The organism is Arthrobacter sp. AD-310, assembly GCF_054656615.1.
This window is the reverse complement of the sequence record NZ_BAAHNO010000014.1, coordinates 46,676-69,652: the sequence shown is the minus strand read 5'-3', so window position 1 is coordinate 69,652 and position 22,977 is coordinate 46,676. Positions and strand designations below refer to the sequence as shown.

The following is a 22,977-nucleotide window of genomic DNA, read 5'->3' as shown; positions in this document are numbered from 1 at the left end:
CTTATCTCCATGATGGAGATAGTCTACTCTGGAATCAACGTTCACGTCCCGCACCGCCAGGAAGGCATCATGAAACACACAACCCAAGGCAAGCATCGCTCCCCTTTCTGGCTGCGCTGGTTGGTTCCGGTTGTCCTGGTACTGACGTGGCTGGCGCTCGCGGGCGTGGGCGGACCCACGTTCGGCAGGCTGGAGGAGGTTTCGTCCAACGATCAAGCCTCGTTCCTGCCGGCAAGCGCCGAGGCCACTGAAGCCCAGGACTGGCAGTCGAAGTTCCGTGACTCCGATGAGGTGCCAGGCATCATCGTCATCGAAAGCGGCGAGGCCATCACCCCTGCCCAGCTGGGGGAGTTCGCCGGTCTCCGGACTGAACTGGAGGCGCTAAAACTGGGCAGCGCCGTGATCGGCCCCATCCCGTCGGAGGACGGCAGGGCGGTGCAGTTCGTGGCCCCCATCAGTGAGTCCGTCGAGCTGAAGGAAGCCGTCCAGGAACTGCGGGACACGGTGGCGGAGGCGGCGCCGGACGGGATGCAGACGTTCGTCACGGGACCCGCCGGGCTCGCCGCGGACCTCACCGCGGCGTTCGGCGGTATCGACGGGATCCTCCTGCTGGTGGCGCTGTCGGCCGTCTTTGTCATCCTGCTGATCGTTTACCGGTCCTTGCTCCTGCCCTTCATGGTGCTCCTGACCTCGGTCTTCGCGCTGTGCGCCGCCATCCTGCTGGTCTTCGGCATGGCCAAGGCCGGCTGGATCCAGCTGAACGGGCAAAGCCAGGGCATCCTCTCCATCCTGGTGATCGGCGCTGCCACGGACTACGCATTGCTCTACGTGGCACGTTTCCGTGAAGCGCTGACGCACACCGGCAACCGGACCGCCGCTGTGCTGACTGCATGGAAGGCCTCCTTCGAACCGATCCTGGCCTCCGGTGCCACCGTGATCATCGCCCTGCTGTGCCTGCTCTTCTCGGACCTCAACTCCAACAAGGCGCTGGGGCCCGTGGCTGCTGCCGGTATCCTCTGTGCGCTGTTCGCGGCACTGACCCTGCTGCCCGCCCTGATGGGCCTCCTGGGGCGCGCGGCGTTCTGGCCATTCCGGCCCAAACTGCTGCCCGCCGAAGAACTCGAACCCGGGCTCGTCACCGGACTGGAAGGCCAGAAGGGGCTCTGGCGGGCCACCGGTTCCCTGGTCCGGCGGAGGCCCCGGACAATCTGGGTTGCGTCGGTCCTGCTGCTCGTCGCAGCGTCGGCCGGCCTCCTGGAGCTGAAGGCCAACGGCGTCCCGCAGACGGACGTCATCCTGACGGACTCCAACGCCGTGGACGGGCAGGACGCACTCGCCCGCCATTACGACGCCGGCAGCGGCAGCCCCGCCGTCGTGGTTGCGGACGAAGGCAAGGCGCAGGAGGTGCTGGACGCGGTGAAGGCGGCCGACGGAGTCGGCGATGCCTACCTGCTGGCCGAGGGCGGCGTGCCCATCACCGGAGCGCCCGGGGCTCCCGGCGCACCTGACGTCCGCGAAGGCAAGGTCCTCATCAACGCCACGCTGGACTCGGCCGCGGACTCGCTGGAGGCCGAGGAATCAGTGAAGGCACTGCGCGCGGACGTCAAGGCAGTGGACGCCACCGCGCTGGTGGGCGGCGTGACCGCGACCGCCCTGGATACCAACACCACCGCCCAGCGCGACCTGGTGATTATCATCCCCGTGGTCCTGGTGGTGATCCTGTTCATCCTCATGCTGCTCCTGCGCTCCGTGGTGGCTCCGGTCCTGCTGGTGCTCTCCGTGGTGCTTTCGTACGGCGCCGCCATGGGTGTCTCGGCCCTCGTCTTCAACGAAGTCCTGGGTTTCCCGGGGGCAGACGCCACCGTCCCCCTCTTCGGCTTCGTCTTCCTGGTGGCCCTGGGCGTGGACTACAACATCTTCCTGATGAGCCGCGTCCGCGAGGAGTCGCTCAAGCACGGCACAAAGCCCGGTATCCTCCGCGGCCTGGTCGTGACCGGCGGGGTGATCACCTCCGCCGGGGTGGTCCTGGCGGCAACGTTCGCGGCGCTGGGCGTCATCCCCATCATGTTCTTGGTGCAGTTGGCCTTCATCGTGGCCTTCGGCGTGCTGCTGGACACGGTGCTGGTGCGCTCGCTGCTGGTGCCCGCCCTGGCCTACGACATCGGACCCGGGATCTGGTGGCCCAGTAGGCTGGGCCGCGCGAGCGGCGGGAGCGCGGCGCGGCGGCCCGGCGTCGAGCCCTTGGAGGAAGTCTCCAGCCGCTGAAGTTCAGCCCTGCTGCGGCCACCGAGGAGCTTATTGCCCGCGGGGTCGTATCTGGAGTGCACTGTTCGGGGCCGTGAGGGCACCCTTTTGGCCGACGAAGGGCGACGAAGCCCCATGTTTCCGGGCCTGAGCCGATCCGTCAGGGCTAAAAGCGGGCTCTCCGTGACGCAAGGCCTGTCCCCTGTTCGCGCAAAACCCCGCTGGGTAAACTGCCAGTGCGTCCGGATGGACGCGGAACTCAAGGGAGAGATGCCTTATGACTGAGAACCCGGAAATCCCCGGCGAGGAAGCCCGGGCGGCTGGCAGTGCCCCCGGCCTGGAGGGCGAAGGCGGCCAGTACGGGGACAGTGACTATGGCGACGGCTCCGTCGAGTCGGCAGGCGAAACCGCGGAAGACGGCATTCGGGAGCGGCTGACGGACGGCCAGGTCAACACCACGGCCGAGGAACGAGGCCCCCTGCATGGCGACCCTGACGCCGAACGCTAAGCCTCCGCACCGTCGAAGCAGCCCGGCGGCCGGTTCTCCAGGAGCGAAACGGAGAACCGCCGTCGGGCTTCTTTGTGCCCAAAAACCGCGCCATTGCAGCCAACTTCAGCGGATAGGAAGAATAAGTTGAGCGCACTCGACTCAACTTTGGATTGACATCGTGAACGCCCTGAGTAAAGTTGAGTGCAGAACGCTCAATTAGCGGGCGCCAACCAGTTTCCAAGGAAAGAAGGAAGCAACACATGTCACGTGCAGTAGGTATCGACCTCGGAACCACCAACTCCGTCGTCTCCGTTCTCGAAGGTGGCGAGCCCACCGTTATTGCCAACGCCGAGGGTGGCCGCACCACGCCGTCGGTTGTTGCGTTCTCCAAGTCCGGCGAGGTCCTGGTTGGCGAGATCGCCAAGCGCCAGGCCGTCAACAACATCGAGCGCACCATCGCGTCCGTCAAGCGCCACATGGGCACCGACTGGAAGGTGGACATCGACGGCAAGAAGTACACCCCGCAGGAAATCTCCGCGCGTATCCTCATGAAGCTGAAGAACGACGCCGAGTCCTACCTGGGTGAAAAGGTCACCGACGCGGTCATCACCGTCCCGGCCTACTTCAACGACGCCGAGCGCCAGGCCACCAAGGAAGCCGGCGAAATCGCCGGCCTGAACGTCCTGCGCATCGTCAACGAGCCCACCGCCGCAGCACTCGCCTACGGCCTGGACAAGGGCAAGGAAGACGAACTCATCCTGGTCTTCGACCTCGGTGGCGGTACCTTCGACGTCTCCCTGCTGGAAGTCGGCAAGGACGAAGACAACTTCTCCACCATCCAGGTGCGCGCCACCGCCGGTGACAACCGCCTCGGCGGCGACGACTGGGACCAGCGCGTCGTTGACTACCTGCTGAACCAGCTCAAGGTCAAGGGCATCGACCTGTCCAAGGACAAGATCGCCCTGCAGCGCCTCCGCGAAGCTGCCGAGCAGGCCAAGAAGGAACTCTCCTCCTCCACCAGCACCAATGTCTCCCTCCAGTACCTGTCCGTCACCCCCGACGGCCCGGTCCACCTGGACGAGCAGCTGACCCGCGCCAAGTTCCAGGACCTCACCAAGGACCTGCTCGAGCGCACCAAGAAGCCGTTCCACGACGTCATCAAGGAAGCCGGCATCAAGCTCTCCGACATCAACCACATCGTGCTGGTCGGTGGTTCCACCCGTATGCCCGCCGTCTCCGAGCTGGTCAAGGAACTGGCCGGCGGCAAGGAGCCGAACAAGGGTGTGAACCCGGACGAGGTTGTGGCCGTTGGTGCAGCCCTGCAGGCCGGTGTGCTGAAGGGTGAGCGCAAGGACGTCCTCCTGATCGACGTCACCCCGCTGTCCCTCGGCATCGAAACCAAGGGTGGCGTCATGACGCACCTGATCGAGCGCAACACGGCTATCCCCACCAAGCGGTCCGAGACCTTCACCACCGCAGACGACAACCAGCCGTCCGTGGCCATCCAGGTCTTCCAGGGCGAGCGTGAGTTCACCCGCGACAACAAGCCGCTGGGCACGTTCGAACTGACCGGCATCGCCCCGGCGCCGCGCGGCATCCCGCAGATCGAGGTCACCTTCGACATCGACGCCAACGGCATCGTCCACGTCTCCGCCAAGGACAAGGGCACCGGCAAGGAACAGTCCATGACCATCACCGGCGGCACCGCACTGTCCAAGGAAGACATCGACCGCATGGTCCGTGACGCCGAGGAGCACGCAGCCGAGGACAAGGCCCGCCGCGAGGCAACCGACACCCGCAACTCCGCAGAGCAGCTCGCCTACTCCGTGGACAAGCTCATCGCCGACAACGCCGACAAGCTGCCTGAAGAGGTCAAGACCGAGGTCCAGACCGACGTCGACGATCTCAAGAAGGCCCTCGAAGGTACCGACGACGCTGCGGTGAAGTCCGCCTTCGAGAAGCTGCAGGCTTCCCAGACCAAGCTGGGCGAGGCCATCTACTCGCAGGCAGGGTCGCCGGACGGCGCCACCGGTGCTGCAGGTGCCGAAGGCGCCCCGGCCGGCGGCCAGGCGGGTTCTTCGGATGAAGACATCGTCGACGCCGAAATCATCGACGAAGACGAAGCGAAGAAGTAGCCATGCCGCACCACGGTAACGAGGAAGAGCACACTTCCACCGGACAGGAGCGCGGTCAGAACGGCGAGCCGGTCATCCGGGACAACCGCAAGGTTGACCCGGTGACCGGGCAGGCCCGGCACCCGGAGGGCGGGCACTCTGAAGGCGGCAACACAGCCGCCGGCGCCGGGGCAACGGACTCGGACGGCGACGCACTGGCCCAGGCCGAGGAAATCCTCAACGGCATGGAAGTGCCCGCGGCGGAATCCGTGGCCCAGGGTACATCCAGCGCTGAGGCAGCCGAGCTGAAGAACGACCTCCTCCGCCTGCAGGCCGAGTACGTCAACTACCGCAAGCGCGTCGAACGCGACCGCGCCGTGGCAGGGGAAATGGCCGTCATCGGCGTCCTGAACGCCCTGCTTCCGGTGCTGGACGACGTCGACGCCGCGCGGCAGCACGGCGACCTCGCCGACGGTCCCTTCGCCGCGATCGCCACCAAGCTGGAGAACGCGCTGAAGACCTACGGCCTGACCCGCATCGACGAGACCGGCGTGGAGTTCGACCCGACCATCCACGAGGCCCTGATCCAGCAGCCCGGCGAGGACATCGAGGTTGACACCGTCAGCCAGGTGCTCCGCTCCGGCTACAAGTCAGGAGAACGCGTCCTCCGCGCAGCCCAGGTCATCGTCGCCGTTCCTGCGTAGCATTACCCCGGTGGTTGAGCCTGCCGAAGCGTGGTTTCGACGGGCTCAACCACCGACCCATAACTTTTGAAAGGAAACGCCATTGGCTAGCCAGGATTGGGTGGACAAGGACTTTTACAAGATCCTTGGTGTTGCCAAGGACGCTTCCGACGCCGATATCAAGAAGGCTTACCGGAAGCTGGCCCGCGAGCACCACCCTGACAAGAATCCGGGGAACACTGCTTCCGAGAAGAAGTTCAAGGACATTTCCGAGGCCTACTCGGTGCTCTCGGATCCCGATGAGCGCCAGCAGTACGACGCCATCCGGGCGATGGGCGGCGGCGCCCGGTTTGCTCCCGGCAGCGCCGGTGCCGGCAACGGCGGATTCGAGGACCTCTTCGGCGGCCTCTTCACGGGCAACACCGGCCGTCACGCGGGCGGATTCAACCCGTCCTCGGGCGGTATCCCGCCCGAGTTCGCCGACCTCTTCGGCGGCGGCTTCGGCCAGACCGGCTTCCAGCGCGCACCGCAGAAGGGCGCCGACCGAACCGCGAGCACCAGCATCTCCTTCGCAGGCGCGATCCGGGGCACCACGATTGGCCTGCGGGAGGCGAGCGGCGACGTCATCGACGTCCGCGTTCCCGCCGGCATCAAGGACGGCCAGAAGGTGCGGGTCCGCGGCAAGGGTCAGCCCGGCCCGGCCGGCAACGGCGACCTGGTGGTCAGCGTCTCTGTCCAGCCGCACCCGTTCTACACGCGCGACGGCGACAACCTCCGCATCCACGTGCCGGTCACCTTCCCGGAGGCTGCTTTGGGTGCCGACATCGAGGTGCCTACCATCGACGGCGAAAAGGTGCGGGTCCGCGTTCCGGCCGGGACGCCGTCGGGCCGGACCCTGCGGGTCAAGGGCAAAGGCGTGAAGACCTCGAAGGCGACCGGCGACCTGCTGGTGACCATCGACGTCGCCGTTCCCAAAAACCTGAGCAAGGAAGCCGAGGCCGCCGTCAAGGCCTTCGCCGAGGCGACCTCGGGCGCCGACGTCCGGGAGGGCCTTGCCGCCAAGGCCCGGCTTTAGCAGGGGAGGTGTGCCGTGGACATCAACGCCGACCAGCCCATCTTCGTGATTTCCGTGGCTGCTGAACTCGCGGACATGCACCCGCAGACGCTTCGGCAGTATGACCGGCTGGGCATCGTCAAGCCCAGCCGGGCGCCGGGGAAGTCGCGCCGGTACTCGCAGCGGGACGTCAACATGCTGCGAGAGGTGCAGCGGCTGTCCCAGGAAGGCGTGTCCCTGGAGGGGATCAAACGGATCCTGGAACTCGAAAACCAGGTGGCAGCCCTGCAGATGCGCGTTGCCGAACTCACCGAAGAACTTGGGCGCCGCCCGCAGCCGTTCGACTCCCGCATTTTCGCCGCGGGCGCGGCCGGTGACGTGGTGAGCCTGGCGCGTGGCCAGCGCCCCCGGCCAAGGTCGCAGGCTGTTGTCCTGTGGCGGCCGAGGGCGATCGGGCAATAAGTACTGCTCTTCCGGGCCGGTAAAAAATAGAGTACTGACTACTCGTGTTCCTGTAGCCCCCGGAAACTTCAATGGAACCACCGCTGGATCAGCAGTGGTTCGAAGTTTCTGGGGGTTTTCCATGTGTGGTTTCGGTAAGGCCCGGCCATGAGCCCGGGAATGCAGGTGGTGGCCGCGTTCAGCGGATCGGTGCCCGGACAGCTGATGCTCGCGCTCGGGCAGACCATTGTGGTGGTGTGCGTCTGCTTCGACATGGTGCGGGCATTGTCCGTTCCACGGTCTCACCGCCGATGGGTGGCCAGCACCGTCTTCCGGACCCTGGCCGTCCCGTCCATCATCGCCAATGGTGTCACTGTCCTTATCGCGCTGGTGCTGGCGTCCTGGGTGGACGTGGTGATGGGGATGTTCGTGCTGGTGGCGATCATCTTCAGGCTGCACCACGACAAGGACGAGGACAACTGGTGGAAAGGCAAGGGCAAGAAGCTTGCCCGCTGGGCCCGGCGGCAGCTGGCCGGCCGGACCTCCGCCGCTCCCGCCATGGGGTAACCCCGGACAGCAACGGGAGCCCGGCACTGCCGCGCGGCGTGCCAGGCTCCCGTATCCACTTCCGCCGTGGACAGACTCAGCCGTTGATGACCTGCGGCACCCCGAGGTGCTTGAGGCCTTCGACGCCAAATTCCAAACCGTAGCCGGACTGCTTGGCGCCGCCAAATGGTATCCGCGGGTCCACAGCGCCGTGGCGGTTGATCCAAACGGTGCCTGCCTGGATCCGGGCGGCGACCTCCCGGGCCGCCTCGCGGTCGGAGGACCAGACGGAGGCGCCAAGTCCGACGTCGAGCGCGTTGGCTTTCTCCACGGCCTCATCAACCGTGCTGTAGCGGATGATCGGCAGTGCGGGGCCGAACTGCTCTTCGGCGACGAGCGGGTTGTCGTTGTCGATGTCTGCCACCAGGGTGGTGGGGTAGAAGTAGCCGGGCTGTCCGGGATCCGGGTTCCCACCCACGAGGACGCGTGCTCCGGAAGCCTTAGCTGCCTCCACAAGGTTCGCGACGACGTCGTACTGGGCCTTGTTCTGCAGCGGGCCCAGGACGTTGTTTTCGTCCAGGCCGTTGCCCATCGGCATGGCCCTGGCGACGGCGGTGAGCTCCTCGCAGACGGCGTCATAGATGTCGTCGTGCACGTAGAGGCGCTTCAGCGCGGCGCAGGTCTGGCCGGTGTTGAGGAAGGCACCCCAGAAGAGGTCCCCGGCGATGGCCTTCGGGTCGGCGTCGGGCAGGACGATGCCGGCATCGTTGCCACCGAGTTCCAGGGTGAGGCGCTTGACCGTATCCGCGGAGGACTTGATGATGGCGCGGCCGGCGGCGGTGGAGCCGGTGAACATGACCTTGCCGATGGCGGGATGCTCCGTGAGTCGGGCGCCCACTTCGCGGCCGCAGGAAACCACCGAGAGGACGCCCTCGGGGAGTTCCTCATTGAGGACCTTGACCAGGGCGAGGACGGACAGCGGGGTGTTGCCGGAGGGCTTGACCACCACGGTGTTGCCCATCCGCAGGGCAGGCGCGATCTGCCAGACGGCGATCATCATGGGCCAGTTCCACGGGCCGATGGCAGCGACGACGCCGATCGGCTTGTAGTGCAGTTCGGCGCGGGTTTCCCCGTCGTCCACGATGGTTTCGGGTTCGAGGACGGTGGTTGCGGTGTTGCGCAGCCAGGCGGCGCAGGCGCCCACTTCGAAGCGGGCGTTGGGGCCGTTAAGCGGTTTGCCCTGCTCGCGGGAGAGCAGTTGGGCGAGCTCCTCGGCGGAGCGTTCGACGGCGTCGGCTGCTTTCAGGAGCGCGGCGGACCGGGCGTCGTGGCCCAGCGCAGCCCAGGCGGGCTGGGTGGCGACGGCATCGGCCACGGCCTCCTCCAGGTATTCGAGGGTGTGGACCGGGGCCTCTCCCACCGCTTCGCCTGTTGCCGGGTTGAAGATGGTCCGGCTGTCCTGGCCGGGGGCGGCCGAGATTGAAGCCAACAGCGCGTCATAGGTTTCCACGGGATACTCCACTTCGAGTAGGCAGCGACGCCAGCCGGGCGGCATAGCGGGTTCCTCTTAGTGTGGTGGGAGCGTTGGCCTGGTCTCTTGTCGTTGAGCGCAGGACCCTTGACGCGGAGCGAACGGGTGCGCAGCGTGTCAGTAGCGGAGATCGGCCTGGACCCCGAAGTGGTCCGACGGGTAGGTGCCCTGCACCGGTTCGGTCGCAATCAGTGCGGCCGCCACCGGATGGCCGGCCCCGCCGCGGCGTGGGGCGGCGCTGAAGATGTAGTCGATCCGCCGGTCCGGCCACAGCAGCTGTGTGGCCCAGGGATTTGCGTTGGACCACGTACTGCCGCGGCCGCCCACTGCGGCGAAGTCCCACGCGTCGTAGAAGGACAACCCTTGGACCGGTGCCGCGGCCCGGCCGGTCATCAGGCGCATCTCGTCACTGTCCGGGTCCGCGTTGAAGTCGCCGCAGACAATCATGGGGGTTCGGTCATCCTGGGATTTGTGCAGATGCTGCAAGAGGCCCCGGACCGCGTCCTGCCTTGCTTGGCTTTCGTCGAGCCACCAGGCATCCATGACCACGCCGTAGACCTGGAGTGGCCCACGCGGACCGTCGACCCTGGCAAACTGGACGCGGAGGCTGCCGAAGGCCAGGCTGGCCGAGGATGAGATGGGCCAGCGGGACATCACCCCGACGCCCGAGAGCGCAGACTCGTCCTCCTGGGCCGGGACGCCGTTGAAGGCGTGGTGGGGGAGACCGAGCGGCCTGGCAAGCCGGGCGCACTGGCTGTCATTGTCCCGGGCCCACGACTCGGCGAGCACGACGATGTCCGGGCCGGCCTGCTTCAGGGTGGCCACGATGGCTTCTTCGCGTTCCTGCCACGGCCCGTACCGGCCCCAGACGTTCCAGGTCACAACACGGGTGGTGCTCGTGATCAGTTCCCCGTAGAACGAGGGAGGAATGTCCAGGTTGGCGGCCATCACCCCATCCTGCCCCCGGGTCTTCAGGCTGCGCCAGCGCTCGAGGGGGGGTGGCGACATCAGAGCCGGCGTGGGCGCCCGCCCTCTCACCATTCTGAGGCGCAACTGACTGGCAGTTGTTGTCGTTTTCAGGCGTCAGAACGACAACAACTGCGAGTCAGTTGGGGTTAGTAGCTGGCGGAGGTGCCGCCGTCGGTTGGCTTGATGTCGCCTTTGGGGACGTATTGGGCGGCGAGGGCTTCGGAGCCCCTCGCGAGGAGGGCGACGTCGGCGCCGACCAGGATGAAGTTGGCGCCGTGGTCGAGGTAGTGGCGGGCGGTGTCGGGGTTGAAGGCGTTGACCCCCGCGGGTCTCCCGGCCGCCTTGGCAGCTGCGAGGCAGTGTTCGACGGCGGCGCGCACCTCGGGGTGGTCCTGCTGGCCGAGCAGGCCCATCGAGGCGGCGAGGTCGGAGGGCCCGACGAAGACGGCGTCCACGCCGTCGACTTTCAAGATGTCCTCTACGGCTTCCACGGCGGCGGTGGATTCGATCTGGACGGTGACGCTGATGGTCTCGTTGGCGCGCGCCAGGTAGTCCGGGACCCGGTTCCACCGCGCCGCCCTCGCCAAAGCGGAACCCACGCCGCGGACGCCCTGCGGCGGATACCGGGTCGCTGCCACCGCGGCTTCGGCCTCGGCGACGGAGTTGACCATGGGGATGAGCAGGTTCTGCACGCCCAGGTCCAGGTACTGCTTGATGACCACGGTGTCGTTGACCGGCGGCCGGACCAGGGTGTGTACGGGGTAGCCGTAGATGGCCTGGAGCTGGGCCAGGATGGACTCGAGCCCGTTGGGGCTGTGTTCGGCGTCCACCAGCAGCCAGTCCAGGCCGGATCCGGCGCACAGTTCGGCGATCAGGGGACTGCCGGAGCAGACCCACATGCCGGCCAGCGGCCGGCCTGCCCCGCCCTTTTGCGCAGCGAGGGCGTCCCGGAAGGTGTCCGTTATTCGAAGCGGCATGTCACGCTCCCCAGGGGGCCGTAGTCGGCGTGGACGGTGTCGCCCTTGTAGACCCACATGGGCCGGGTGAAGGAGCCGGCGAGGATGATGTCCCCGGCCTTCAGGGCGTCGCCGTGGGCGGCGATCTTGTTGGCCAGCCAGTGGACCCCGTTGGCCGGGTGGTCCAGGACCCCGGCGGCCACACCGGTTTCCTCCACGGTCTGGTTCTTGTAGAGGATGGCCGAGACCCAGCGCAGGTCCACGGCGTCGGGCTTGACCGGGTTTCCGCCGATCACCATGGCTCCCATCGCGGCGTTATCGGAGATGGTGTCCACGATGGTCCGGCCCTCCATCTCAATCCTGGAGTCCAGGATTTCGAGGGCCGGAACCACGTAGTCGGTGGCCTTCAGGACGTCGAAGATGGTCACGCCGGGACCCTTGAGCCCGTCCTTCAACACGAACGCGAGCTCCACCTCCACGCGCGGATGCGTGTACCGGTCCCACTCGACGGAGCAGCCGGTGTCCAGCACCATGTCGTCGAAGATGGCGCCGTAGTCCGGTTCGGTGATGCCGGTGGCGGCCTGCATGGCCTTGGACGTGAGGCCGATCTTGCGCCCCACCAGGGTCCGGCCCGCTTCCTCGTTGCGGCGCCGCCAGAGCTGCTGGACCGCGTAGGAGTCCTCCACCGTCATGCCCGGATACCGGGCCGTCAGCAGTGGAACAGGGGTGCGGGTGCGGCCGGCTTCCACCAGTTCGTCCGCGATGGCCTCAATCGTCGTCGGCTCCAGCATGGGTCAGACCTGTGCTCCCAGCTTGAAGCCGGTGCGGTCCGCCACATCCGGGCCCTCGCCGGGCTTGCGCGTGTAGGAGAAGCCGTCGGCGCCCACCGTCACTGCCATTTCGGAGGCGTCGGTGCGTTCGATGACCGGCTGGGGGTTGCCGTCGAGGTCCAGGACCAGGGAGGCCTCGGTGTACCAGGACGGGACCACGGGGTTGCCCCACCAGTCGCGGCGCTGGTTGTCGTGGACATCCCAGGTGATGGTGGGGTTGTCGGGATCCCCGGTGTAGTAGTCCTGGGTGTAGATCTCGATGCGGTGGCCGTCCGGGTCCAGGATGTAGAGGTAGAACGCGTTGGACACGCCGTGCCGGCCGGGGCCGCGCTCAATTCGGTCGCTGATCCGCAGCGCGCCCATCTTGTCGCAGATCTGGATGATGTTGTGCTTCTCGTGCGTGGCGAACGCGACGTGGTGCATGCGCGGGCCGTCGCCGCCGGTCAATGCGGTGTCGTGCACGGTCTGCTTGCGGTGCATCCACGCGGCGTACGTGACGCCGTCGGAGTCCTTGATGTCCTCGGAGACGCGGAAGCCGAGGCCCTCGAGGTACTTGCGGCCGCGGGGCACGTCCGGGGTGACCTGGTTGAAGTGGTCCAGGCGGACCAGTTCGCCGGCGGAGTAGAGGTCGTAGCGCTGGGTGAGGCGCTCCACGTGCTCCACCTCGTAGAAGAACTCGTACGGGAAGCCCAGCGGGTCCTCGACCCGGACCGAGTCGCCCACGCCCTTGGTGAAGCCTTCCTTGCGCCGCTCCACCCGGCACCCCAACTCGCGGTAGTAAGCCTCGGCGGCGTCCACCTCGGCAGGGGACTTCACCCGGTAGGCGAACGCGGCGACGGCGGCGACGGGTCCCTTGCGGAGCACCAGGTTGTGGTGGATGAACTCCTCCAGGGACCGCAGGTAGATCGCGTTCTCGTCTTCTTCGGTGACGTGCAGGCCCAGGAGGTCCACGTAGAACTCACGCGATTTGGCGAGGTCGGTGACCACGATTTCCATGTAGGCGCAGCGGACGATGTCCGGAGCCGGGACGGTGGGGGTGGGGATTGGGCCGGTGAAGGGGTTGCTCATGGTGTTCTCTCTTCTTTGAAAGGGGGTATCTTTCCCAACTGACTGGCAGTAGATGCCGTTTTGAGGCGCCAAAACGACAACAAATGCGAGCTAGTTGGGTTAGGCGCCGGATGCGGGGGTGTGGCCGAACTTAGGAGTATGAACCGGGCCGAGGGTGATGTGCACGGCCTGCTGGTCGGTGTAGAAGTCGATGGAGCGGTAGCCCCCTTCGTGGCCCAGGCCGGAAGCCTTCACGCCGCCGAACGGGGTGCGCAGGTCGCGGACGTTGTGGCTGTTCAGCCACACCATGCCGGCCTCGACGTTCTGCGAGAAGTTGTGCGCGCGGGTCAGGTTCTGCGTCCAGATGTAAGCGGCCAGGCCGTACTTGGTGTTGTTCGCCAGGGCGAGGGCCTCGTCGTCGTTCTCGAAGGGGGTGATCGCCACGACCGGCCCGAAGATTTCCTCCTGGAAGATCCGGGCGTCGGGTGCGACGTCGGCAAACACCGTGGGTGCGATGTAGTTGCCTTCGGGCAGGTGGTCGGGGCGGCCGCCGCCGGCCAGGAGCCGGCCTTCGGACTTGCCGATCTCCACGTAGGATGCCACCTTCTCGTAGTGCTCCGGGTGGACCAGGGCGCCCACCTGGGTCTTGGGATCGTGGGGATCACCCACCACGATGTTCCTGGCCCGGGCGGCGTACTTCTCGCAGAACTCGTCGTAAATGGCGCGCTCGACGAGGATGCGGGAGCCGGCGGTGCAGCGTTCGCCGTTGAGGGAGAAGACGCCGAACAGGGCTGAGTCGATCGCGGCGTCCAGGTCGGCGTCGGCGAACACAACGCAGGGGGACTTGCCGCCGAGCTCCATGGAGAGGCCCTTGAGGTTGGCGGCGGCGTTGCGGAAAATCGTCTGGCCGGTGGTGGTCTCGCCGGTGAAGGAGATCAGGGGAACGTCCGGGTGCTTGACCAGGGCGTCGCCGGCTTCCTCGCCCAGGCCGTTGACCAGGTTGAAGACGCCGTCCGGCAGGCCGGCTTCCTTGAAGATGGTGGCCCACAGGGACGCGGAGAGCGGGGTGAACTCGGCCGGCTTGAGGACCACGGTGTTGCCCGTCGCCAGGGCCGGGGCGAGTTTCCAGGACTCGAGCATAAACGGGGTGTTCCACGGCGTGATGAGCCCGGCGACACCGATCGGCTTGCGGTTCACGTAGTTGATCTGCGAGCCGGGGACCTTCATGGCGTCGTCGAACTGGGCAACGATCAGGTCGGCGAAGAAGCGGAAGTTTTCGGCCGCGCGGAGTGCCTGGCCCTTGGCCTGGGTGATGGGCAGGCCGGTGTCGAAGGTCTCGAGTTCGGCGAGGCGGGCTTCCTGGGCCTCGACGGCGTCGGCGATTTTGTTCAGGACGCGGGCGCGTTCGCGGGGCTTCATCTTCGGCCACGGGCCGTTGGTGAAGGCTTCGCGGGCGGCGGCGACGGCGAGCTCGATGTCCTCCTTCTGCCCGGCAGCGGCGGTGGCGTAGTTCCGGTTGGACACCGGGTCCAGCACGTCGAAGGTTTTGCCGGAGACCGAGTCAACAAACTGGCCGTTGATGTAGTGCTTGATGTGCGTGGGCAGGTCCTGCGGGACGTAATGCTTGGAGGTTTCCGTGGAGGTCGTCATCGTTGAAGTCCTTTGCTGGGCTGTTCTTGCTAACGGGTTTGCGCGAGGTAGGCGTCAAGGGTGGCCGCCCGGTGCTGGCGGGCGGCTTTTTCGATCGTGTCTGCGTCGGCTCCTGTTTCGATGAGCTGGAGCAGGTTTTCGTGTTCGTCCACGGACTCGCGGGCACGGCCGGGGACAAAGCGGAACGTGGAGGACCGGAGGGATGCGAGCCGGTTCCAGCCGCGGTGGACGAGGTCCAGGATGTGCGGGTTGGGGCACTGCTCGAACAGGACGCTGTGGAAGTCCTGGTTGAGCTGCGTGAACCGGACGGGATCGAAGTGGTGCAGGCACTCGCGCATTTCCTCGTTCACGGCCCGCGCCCGCGCGATGGCTGCTGCATCGATCAGCGGTGCGGACAATGCAGTGGCGGCGCCTTCGACGATGCTGAGGGTCTGCATGGTGTAGAGGTATTCGGTGGGATCGATCCCGGCCACGGTGGCGCCGACGTTCCGTTCAAACGTCACCAGCCCCTCGGCCTCCAACCGGCGGATCGCTTCCCGGACGGGGACCACGCTGAAGCCAAGATCCTTCGCGATCGAACCGAGGACCAGCCGGTAGCCAGGTGTGTAGGCACCCTCCACGATCCGGGCCTTCACGGCCCGGTAGGCCTGCTCGGCCTTGCTGCCCGCGGGGGCGTCGGAGAGCTCCGGCGCGCCGGTCAATGCTGTCTCAGTCATCAGCGTTGCCTTTCCCATTCCTGATATTTGGCCTGCCATTCGGCGTTCATCGGGTAGAGGCCGTCCACGCTGTTGCCCTGCCTGACCATTTCGAAGATGAAGGCTTCTTCCTTTTCCTGCTGGATGCAGTCGTCGGCGAGTTCTTCGGCGATGGCCGGCGGGATCACGAGGATTCCGTCAGCATCGGCCACGATGATGTCGCCAGGCTGCACCGTGGCGCCGCCGCAGGCGATGGTGATGTCCGTGTCCCAGGGGATGTGGCGGCGCCCCAGAACCGCGGGGTGGGGATTGGCGAACCAGGTGGGCATTTCCAGGTCAGCTACGGCGGTGAAGTCGCGGACCCCGCCGTCGGTGATGATGGCCGCGGCGCCGCGGACCTGGGCGCGCAGGGCCAGGATGTCGCCCACGGTGCCGGTGCCCTTCTCGCCGCGGGCTTCCATGACCAGGATCTCGCCCTCGTTGACGGAGTCGATCGCCTTCTTCTGGGCGTTGAACCCGCCGCCGTGGGTCTTGAACAGATCCTCGCGGTTGGGCACGTAGCGCAGGGTCCGGGCCAGGCCCACCACTTTGCGGTCCGGGCGGGTGCCCTGCAGCCCGTCGATGCTGACGTTGTTCAGGCCACGCTTCCGCATCTGGGACGACAGCGTAGCCGTCGCGACGGATTCGAGCTTGGCTTTCAGCTCGGGGGAGAGGGCAGGCACGACGGCGCCAGTTGCCTCGGGTGCGTTGCCGACTGGTGCGAGCCCGGCGGCTTCGCGGGAGCCGTAGGCTTCTTCCCGCTGTACGTCATCAACCTTGGGCTGCGCGCCGAAGTCCGCGAACGCCGTCGTGCCTTCCTCAACGGTGGTGACCAGTCGCCCGGTGGTGAGGCCGCCGTCGACCGTACTTACCTCAACTTCGAGGACGTCGCCGGGCTTGGCGACGGAGGCGCCGGCCGGAGTTCCGGTGAGGATGATGTCCCCCTCCTCAAGGGTGAGCAGCTGCGACAGGTCCGCGACGAGCCGGGCAAATGGAAAAAGCAGGTCTTCGGTGGTGTCGTCCTGGACAAGGCCGCCGTTGTGCCAGGTGCGGATGCGCAGCTTTGTAGGGTCGACGGCGTCTGCCGGAATCAGTGCCGGGCCCACGGGTGTGAACCCGTCCCCGCCCTTGGACCGGACGTTGGAGCCCTTGTCCGCGTACCGCAGGTCGTACACGCCGAGGTCGTTGCTGGCCGTGACGGCTCCGACGTGGCTCCACGCGTCTTCGATGCCGACCCGGCGTGCAGCCTTGCCGATGACCAGGGCGATCTCGCCCTCGTAGCCGAGGAGCTCGCAGCCAGCCGGCCGCTCCACCGCACTGCCGCTGAGGGCCAGCGAGCTGGACGGCTTCAGGAAGTAGGAAGGCTGCTCCGGGGTTCGGCCCCGCTGGGCGGCCCGGCTGGGGTAGTTGATGTGCACCGCGACCACCTTGCGGGCTGCTGCGAGGGTGTCGCCGTTGACGAGCTCCAAAGCCTTCTCCTCATTAGGTATCAAATCGTATACGATCACTATCCACCGATCCCCCAGGTTCGTCAACCCCGGAAATCCAAGGGGAATCTTCCGCTCAAAGGCGGCACTTGTCGCCTGGATCACACGGAGCGTACAGTGGAAGCACCATCCAAGTTTTCGATAATCGAATGTCTTGTTCTGATATAGAACAGCTTGACCGAGCGGTCATCCACAACGAAGTGAGGAAAATCCCGTGCAGTTCCACCACCACGGCTACGTATCCGGTGACCCGCGGGTTAAGCCCGCCGCCGGCGTCGGCCTTAACCGTCCTGAGGAACTTCCGGACGAGGTTGACGTGCTGATTGTCGGCACAGGACCCGCCGGCATGCTCGCGGCCGCGCAGCTGTCCATGTTCCCGAACGTCACCACGCGCATCATCGAGCGACGGCCGGGACGGCTCGCCATTGGCCAGGCCGATGGCATCCAGGCCCGCAGCGTGGAAACCTTCCAGGCTTTCGGCTTCGCCGAGCGCATCATCGCCGAGGCCTACCGGATTACGGAGATGGCCTTCTGGAAACCGGACCCGGCCAACCACGCCAACATCATCCGTGCCGCCCGGGCTGTGGATGACGAGACCGGCATCAGTGAATTCCCGCACCTTATCGTGAACCAGGCCCGCGTCCTGGACTACTTCGCGGAGTTTGCCGCCAACTCGCCGAGCCGCCTGAAGCCCGACTACGGCTACGACTTCGAAGGCCTTGAGGTCACCGGCGCTGGCGAATATCCGGTGACGGTGACGCTGCGGCACACCGCCGGACCCAATGAGGGGCAGCAGCGCATTGTGCGCGCCAAGTACGTGGTGGGCGCGGACGGTGCCCGCAGCAAGGTGCGCCAGGCGATCGGCTGCACGCTCGCCGGCGACCAGGCCAACCACGCCTGGGGAGTGATGGATACCCTCGCCGTCACCGACTTCCCGGACATCCGCACCAAATGTGCCATCCAGGGCGAAAAGGGCAGCATCCTGCTCATTCCGCGCGAAGGCGGGCACCTCTTCCGCATGTACGTGGACCTGGGCGAGGTGGACCCCGCAACCCATCACGCAGTCCGGAACACCAGCATCGACGACATCATCCGCAAGGCCAACGAGATCCTGCACCCCTACACCCTGGACGTGCGCAACGTGGCCTGGCACAGCGTCTACGAGGTGGGCCACCGGCTCACGGACAGGTTCGACGACGTCCTGCCGGAGGACCGCGGCACCCGCACCCCGCGCGTGTTCATCACCGGGGACGCCTGCCATACCCACAGTGCCAAGGCCGGCCAGGGCATGAACGTGTCCATGCAGGACGGCTTCAATATCGCCTGGAAACTGGGGCACGTCCTGGAAGGCCGCAGCCCCGAGAGCCTGTTGACCACCTACTCCGAAGAACGCCAGGTGGTGGCCAGGAACCTCATCGACTTCGACAAGGAATGGTCATCCATGATGGCCAAGAAGCCCGAGGACTTTGAGCACCCCTCCGATCTGGAGGACTTCTACGTGCGCACGGCCGAGTTCCCGGCCGGGTTCATGACCCAGTATGCGCCGTCCCTGATTGTCGGCAGCAGCGACCACCAGGCGCTGGCGGCAGGCTTCCCGGTGGGCAAGCGCTTCAAGTCCGCACCCGTGGTGCGCGTTGCCGACACCAACCCCATCCACCTCGGCCACCACGCCACGGCTGACGGCCGCTGGCGGATCTACGTCTTTGCCGACGCCTCCCTGCCGGGTACCGACTCGGCTACGGACAAGCTCGCCGAGTGGTTTGCGAAGGCGCCGGAATCACCGCTGGCCGCAACGCCATCGGGCGCTGATCCGGACGCATGGTTCGACCTGAAGGTGATCTACCAGCAGCCGCACACCGGGCTGGACATTGGCGCGGTCCCTGCCGTCTTCAAGCCATCTGTGGGACCGTTCAAGCTGACGGACTACGAAAAGGTCTACGGCACCGACCCGAACGCCGACATCTTCGACCTCCGCGGCCTGGACCGCAGCGGTGTTGTGGTGGTGGTCCGCCCGGACCAGTACGTCGCCAACGTCCTGCCGCTGACGGCCACCGCCGGGCTGGGCGCGTTCTTCGCGCCGCTGCTCAAGGGATCAGCCGCAAAACCGCGTCAGGCGGTGGCAGCCGCCGCGCGGTAGTCCGCGGCCGCGTACACACCGAGGATCCGCACCTCTGTGGTGAAGAAGTCCAGTTCCTCGAGGGCCAGCTTCAGCGGCAGGTCCTCGGGGTGGCCTTCGACGTCGGCCATGAACATCGTGGCGGCGAATTCGTTGCCCACCATGTAGCTTTCCAGCCGCGTCATGTTCACGCCGTTGGTGGCAAAACCGCCCAGCGCCTTGTACAGGGCGGAGGGGACGTTGCGGACGCGGAACACGAAGCTGGTGACTGCCGGTCCGGGAAGCTCATCCCGGGCCGGCAGTTCCGTTTCCCGGGCCAGGACCACAAAGCGGGTGGTGTTGGAAGGGTCGTCCTCCACCCGCGAGGCGAGCACCTCGAGGCCGTAGATACGGGCGGCCAGCGGGGGAGCGAGGGAGAGCTTGCGGGGATCGTTCCACTCGGCCACCTCACGGGCCGACCCGGCGGTGTCACCGGCGATGACGGGTTTGAGGCCGTGGTCGCGGATCAGGCGGCGGCACTGGCCCAGGGCATGGATGTGGCTGTGGACCTCGGTGGCGGCCTCAATGGTGCTGCCCGGAATGCCCAGCAGGTCGAAGTGGATGGGCAGGAAGTACTCGCCCACGATCTGCAGGTTGGACTGCGGCAGCAGGATATGGATGTCCGCCACCCGGCCCGCGATCGAGTTCTCGATGGGGATCATGGCAAGGTCCGCCTCGCCGCTGGACACCAGCTCGAACGCGTCCTCAAAGCTCGCGCACGGAACGCTTTCCATGTCCGGGAACATCTGCTGGCAGGCAATATTGGAGTTGGCGCCGGGCTCACCCTGGTACGCAATCTTGGAGGCCATGGGTTGTATGGTTTCACGGCCGGCGGGCCGTTAGGAAAACGGCCCGTGGATGCTACAGCGGCGTGACCCGCAGCCAGAGGTACTGGCGGGGCAGGAGCGTGACCCCTTCGTCCAGCTGCAGGGAGGCTTCCGAGAGGAGGTCGACGGCGGCAGGTAGGAATCCGCCGAACGTTTCAGCGGGCAGGGACTGGGCGGAGTCGCTGAAGTTGGCCAGGGCCAGCACCCTGGTGACGCCGCCGTCGGCTGCGCCGGCCGGGCGCTGGTAGGCCAGGACCGACCGGTTGTTGGTGGCGAAGTCGATCAGCGTGGAGCCGGCCAGTTCCGGCGTCTGGGAGCGGACCTCGATCATCCGGCGGATTCCCGCGTACACGGCTCCTTCCGGTGTGGACGGATCATTGCGCCGGGCGTACTGCTCCGCGGGATAGTGCGGCCGGTGGACCCAACGGCTGTCGTCCCCGTGGCCCGGCTCCTCCGCATATCCGTAGTCGTTGACCTGGCCCACCTCGTCGCCAAGGTAGAGGAGCGGGATACCGCCGGTGCTGAACGGCACTGAGTGTGCCAGGAGGATCCGTTCCACCGCCTCGACCGGGTCGACCTCCATGCCGCACAGCGACGCCGTCGTACCCGAAATCCTGCAGTCCCCGGTTTTAGGGTTGTCCTGGAAGGGGACGCCGCGGGCGAAGCTGCCGGGGAACCGGTTGACGTAGAAGGAGTTGAGGAAGCGTCGGTGGTCAAAGCCGTTGATGCCCAGCTCGGCTGCGTCCTCGTCGGCGAAGGTCCAGCCGATGTCGTCGTGGCTGCGGACGTAGTTGACCCAGGAGGTGCCGGACGGAATGTTGTGCCGGCGTTCCAGTGCCTGGGCCAGGAGCGAGACGTCGCGGGTTGCCAGGGAATCCCAGATGAGGGCCATCTGCAGCGGGTTGTAGGAGATCTGGCATTCGGCGGGGTCGATATACAGCGCCACCTCGTCCGGGTGCACGATTGCCTCGGACTTGAACAGCAGCGACGGCGCCGCGAGCCGGCACACTGCATTGAAGGCGCGGAGCAGGGTGTGCGCCTCCGGCAGGTTCTCGCACGGGGTGCCCAGCTGTTTCCAGATGAAGGCCACGGCGTCCATCCGCAGGATGTCCACGCCCTGGTTGGCGAGGAACAGCATCTCGCCGGCCATGGCCCGGAACACCTCCGGATTGGAGTAGTTCAGGTCCCACTGGTACGTGTGGAAGGTGGCCCACACCCAGCGGCCGTCCTCCATTTGGATAAAGGACCCGGAATGGTTTTCCGGGAAAATCTCGCGCACGTTCTGCTCGAATGCGTCCGGCATGGTCCGGTCGGGGTAGATCCAGTAGTAGCCGCTGTACTTCGGGTCACCCGCAGCGGCCTTCCGTGCCCACTCGTGTTCGTCCGAGGTGTGGTTGAAGATGAAGTCCACCACCAGGCTGATCCCGTTGCTGCGCAGCTCCGCTGCCAGCGAGCGAAGCTGGTCCATGGTGCCGAGCTTCGGGTTGACCTCGCGGTAGCTGGAGACGGCGTAGCCGCCGTCGGAGTGCGGTTCGGGGGCCAGGAACAGCGGCATGAGGTGCAGGTACGTGAGCCCGAGTTCCTTGAAGTACGGGATGCTGGCGCGCACACCCTCCAGGCTTTCGGCGTAGCGGTCCACATAGCAGACGCCGCCCAGCATGCTGTTGGACTGGAACCAGTCGGGAGCGCTTTCGTGCTTCGCGTCCAGCAACTTCAGCTCCTGCGGGCGCTCGTCCCAGGAGCGGGCCGCCTGGACGACCAGGGCGGACAGCTGCTCAACCCAGTCGGCGCGGGAGTGGTACAGGGAACCAAAGAGTCCGGCCAGGGCGGGAAGCTGCCTGTCCAGCCGCCGATCGAAGTCCGGATCCGGCCCCAGGCCGGCCTGCCGTTCGCGGGCCAGTGCGGCGAGGACATGCTGCCGGGGTGCCTGGTCCAGACTGACGGATTCCTGCATGCCACGGGCCCCTTCCGTTTGCGCCGGTACCTCCGGCGACACTCCCATGGAAGTATCCCACGTCACACCCGCGGGGCGGTCCCCGTACACTGGCGGGCATGTCATGCCGAATCAGTGAACTGGTCCTGAACTGCGCCGACCCCGAACTCCTCGCCCGCTTCTGGAGCGACGTCCTTGGCTATGTCGAACTCGACCGGGAGGACGGGTACATCGAGATCGGACCGCCCGCTGACGGGTTTGGCGGCCTGCAGCCGACGATCATTTTGAGCCCCAGCAGCAATCCGCGCACCGGGCGACTGCCGCTGCACATCGATGTCAACCCCGTGGACAGGGACCAGGACGCCGAACTGGAGCGCCTGCTTGCCCTTGGTGCCCGCCGGGCGGACGTGGGCCAGACCGGCGGGGAGTCGTGGCATGTCCTCCAGGACCCGGAGGGCAACGAATTCTGCCTCCTGCGCAAGCGGCTGGACGCATAAGGCTGAAGGCGCCGCCCTAAAGCACGCTGCGGATGGCCTGCTCGAAGCTTGTCACGTGCTCGAGTGCGAGCTTGCCGGCGCGTTCCGAGTCGCCGTCCGCCACCGCCTCCAGCAGCGCCACGTGCTCTTCGATATGCGACGCCACGGACGGTACCTTTTCCAGCACCATGCACCAGATCCGCGTGGCCAGGTTGTCGTAGCGGATCAGGACGTCCTCAAGGTGTGAATTGGCCGCCGCGCGGTAAATCAGGCGGTGGACCTTGATGTCGTACCGCATCAGGTCGTAGGGGTCGTCGTCCAGGGCCATCGAAGCGATCGCCGCCGCCGTATCCCTCAGCTCCGCGCGGAGGGCCGGCGTGGCCAGCTTGGCCGCACGCCGGGCCGCCAGGGGCTCCAGTGACTCGCGCAGTTCAGAGACGTCCGCGAGTTCGGTGATGTCGACGATGGTGGCGAAGGTCCCGCGGCGCGGGTAGGAAACCACCAGGTGGTCGCTTTCGAGCCGTTTGAGTGCTTCCCTCACAGGGGTGCGGCCGATGCCCAGTTCGGCGGCCAGCTTGCCGTCATTGATGGCTTCGCCGGGCCGGATTTCGAGCATGATGAGCCGGTCCCGCAGGTGCCGGTAGGCGCGCTCGGCGAGGGAGAGATCTTCCTCGCCGGCGAGGGTGTTCTCCAGCATTACGCCCATGTTGAGCTCTCCTCCACGAAGGCTATTGACTGCTAAGTGATCTGGAACATACTATTACGTCAGTTCTAATATATCAGTTACAGATCAGTTGCGGATCAGTAACT

General features: G+C 66.4%; 20 protein-coding genes. 9 read left to right on the top strand and 11 right to left on the bottom strand.

The window, feature by feature from the left end; translation table 11 throughout:
• Positions 1-69: 69 nt before the first annotated feature.
• From ACYQ1Z_RS10185 to ACYQ1Z_RS10155, 7 genes are all read left to right on the top strand, one after another.
• Positions 70-2,265, top strand: a complete 2,196-nt coding sequence (locus ACYQ1Z_RS10185; RefSeq protein ID WP_459792398.1) for an MMPL family transporter — start codon at positions 70-72, stop codon at positions 2,263-2,265.
• A gap of 256 nt (positions 2,266-2,521) precedes the next feature.
• Complete coding sequence (locus tag ACYQ1Z_RS10180; RefSeq protein WP_459792397.1) at positions 2,522-2,752, top strand: hypothetical protein; 231 nt, start codon at positions 2,522-2,524, stop codon at positions 2,750-2,752.
• 242 nt (positions 2,753-2,994) lie between these two features.
• Positions 2,995-4,869 (top strand): molecular chaperone DnaK, encoded by a 1,875-nt coding sequence (gene dnaK, locus ACYQ1Z_RS10175; protein WP_459792396.1) that lies wholly within the window; start codon positions 2,995-2,997, stop codon positions 4,867-4,869.
• Between the two features lie 2 nt (positions 4,870-4,871).
• Complete coding sequence (locus ACYQ1Z_RS10170; RefSeq protein WP_459792395.1) at positions 4,872-5,552, top strand: nucleotide exchange factor GrpE; 681 nt, start codon at positions 4,872-4,874, stop codon at positions 5,550-5,552.
• Between the two features lie 82 nt (positions 5,553-5,634).
• Positions 5,635-6,606, top strand: a complete 972-nt coding sequence (locus ACYQ1Z_RS10165) for a DnaJ C-terminal domain-containing protein (RefSeq protein ID WP_459792394.1) — start codon at positions 5,635-5,637, stop codon at positions 6,604-6,606.
• A 15-nt stretch (positions 6,607-6,621) separates the two neighbouring features.
• Complete coding sequence (locus ACYQ1Z_RS10160) at positions 6,622-7,047, top strand: heat shock protein transcriptional repressor HspR (RefSeq protein WP_459792393.1); 426 nt, start codon at positions 6,622-6,624, stop codon at positions 7,045-7,047.
• A 159-nt stretch (positions 7,048-7,206) separates the two neighbouring features.
• Positions 7,207-7,593: a hypothetical protein gene (locus ACYQ1Z_RS10155; RefSeq protein WP_459792498.1), complete on the top strand. Its 387-nt coding sequence runs from the start codon at positions 7,207-7,209 to the stop codon at positions 7,591-7,593.
• Positions 7,594-7,669: 76 nt separating this feature from the next.
• Here ACYQ1Z_RS10155 and ACYQ1Z_RS10150 read toward each other — a convergent pair whose 3' ends face one another.
• From ACYQ1Z_RS10150 to ACYQ1Z_RS10115, 8 genes are all read right to left on the bottom strand, one after another.
• The gene (locus ACYQ1Z_RS10150; protein ID WP_459792392.1) at positions 7,670-9,082 is read right to left on the bottom strand and encodes an aldehyde dehydrogenase family protein; all 1,413 of its coding nucleotides are present in this window, start codon (positions 9,080-9,082) and stop codon (positions 7,670-7,672) included.
• Positions 9,083-9,220: 138 nt separating this feature from the next.
• Complete coding sequence (locus ACYQ1Z_RS10145) at positions 9,221-10,111, bottom strand: endonuclease/exonuclease/phosphatase family protein (RefSeq protein WP_459792391.1); 891 nt, start codon at positions 10,109-10,111, stop codon at positions 9,221-9,223.
• A 107-nt stretch (positions 10,112-10,218) separates the two neighbouring features.
• Positions 10,219-11,049, bottom strand: a complete 831-nt coding sequence (locus tag ACYQ1Z_RS10140) for an HpcH/HpaI aldolase family protein (RefSeq protein WP_459792390.1) — start codon at positions 11,047-11,049, stop codon at positions 10,219-10,221.
• Positions 11,034-11,819 (bottom strand): 2-oxo-hept-4-ene-1,7-dioate hydratase, encoded by a 786-nt coding sequence (gene hpaH, locus ACYQ1Z_RS10135; RefSeq protein ID WP_459792389.1) that lies wholly within the window; start codon positions 11,817-11,819, stop codon positions 11,034-11,036. The genes ACYQ1Z_RS10140 and hpaH overlap by 16 nt, the downstream gene beginning before the upstream one ends.
• A 3-nt stretch (positions 11,820-11,822) precedes the next feature.
• Entirely contained in the window at positions 11,823-12,926 is a 1,104-nt protein-coding gene (hpaD, locus tag ACYQ1Z_RS10130; protein WP_459792388.1) for a 3,4-dihydroxyphenylacetate 2,3-dioxygenase, read from the bottom strand.
• Between the two features lie 99 nt (positions 12,927-13,025).
• Positions 13,026-14,555, bottom strand: a complete 1,530-nt coding sequence (hpaE, locus tag ACYQ1Z_RS10125; RefSeq protein ID WP_459792387.1) for a 5-carboxymethyl-2-hydroxymuconate semialdehyde dehydrogenase — start codon at positions 14,553-14,555, stop codon at positions 13,026-13,028.
• A gap of 29 nt (positions 14,556-14,584) precedes the next feature.
• On the bottom strand, positions 14,585-15,271 hold the full coding sequence (locus ACYQ1Z_RS10120) for a GntR family transcriptional regulator (protein WP_459792386.1): 687 nt from the start codon (positions 15,269-15,271) through the stop codon (positions 14,585-14,587).
• The gene (locus ACYQ1Z_RS10115; protein WP_459792385.1) at positions 15,271-16,758 is read right to left on the bottom strand and encodes a fumarylacetoacetate hydrolase family protein; all 1,488 of its coding nucleotides are present in this window, start codon (positions 16,756-16,758) and stop codon (positions 15,271-15,273) included. The genes ACYQ1Z_RS10120 and ACYQ1Z_RS10115 overlap by 1 nt, the downstream gene beginning before the upstream one ends.
• Before the next feature lie 232 nt (positions 16,759-16,990).
• Between ACYQ1Z_RS10115 and ACYQ1Z_RS10110 the strand changes: the two genes are divergently transcribed.
• Complete coding sequence (locus ACYQ1Z_RS10110; RefSeq protein ID WP_459792384.1) at positions 16,991-18,913, top strand: FAD-binding monooxygenase; 1,923 nt, start codon at positions 16,991-16,993, stop codon at positions 18,911-18,913.
• Here ACYQ1Z_RS10110 and ACYQ1Z_RS10105 read toward each other — a convergent pair.
• Both ACYQ1Z_RS10105 and ACYQ1Z_RS10100 read right to left on the bottom strand, forming a co-directional pair.
• A complete protein-coding gene (locus tag ACYQ1Z_RS10105; RefSeq protein WP_459792383.1) occupies positions 18,886-19,740 on the bottom strand; it encodes a prephenate dehydratase in 855 nt (284 codons plus the stop codon). The two genes, ACYQ1Z_RS10110 and ACYQ1Z_RS10105, sit on opposite strands and share 28 nt — an antisense overlap.
• A 52-nt stretch (positions 19,741-19,792) precedes the next feature.
• Positions 19,793-21,712 (bottom strand): amylosucrase, encoded by a 1,920-nt coding sequence (locus ACYQ1Z_RS10100; RefSeq protein WP_459792382.1) that lies wholly within the window; start codon positions 21,710-21,712, stop codon positions 19,793-19,795.
• Between the two features lie 98 nt (positions 21,713-21,810).
• On the opposite strand from ACYQ1Z_RS10100, the gene ACYQ1Z_RS10095 reads away from it, so the two are divergent.
• A complete protein-coding gene (locus ACYQ1Z_RS10095) occupies positions 21,811-22,188 on the top strand; it encodes a VOC family protein (RefSeq protein WP_459792381.1) in 378 nt (125 codons plus the stop codon).
• A 16-nt stretch (positions 22,189-22,204) separates the two neighbouring features.
• On the opposite strand, the gene ACYQ1Z_RS10090 is transcribed toward ACYQ1Z_RS10095, so the two are convergent.
• Positions 22,205-22,873, bottom strand: a complete 669-nt coding sequence (locus ACYQ1Z_RS10090) for a GntR family transcriptional regulator (RefSeq protein WP_459792380.1) — start codon at positions 22,871-22,873, stop codon at positions 22,205-22,207.
• Positions 22,874-22,977: the final 104 nt, after the last annotated feature.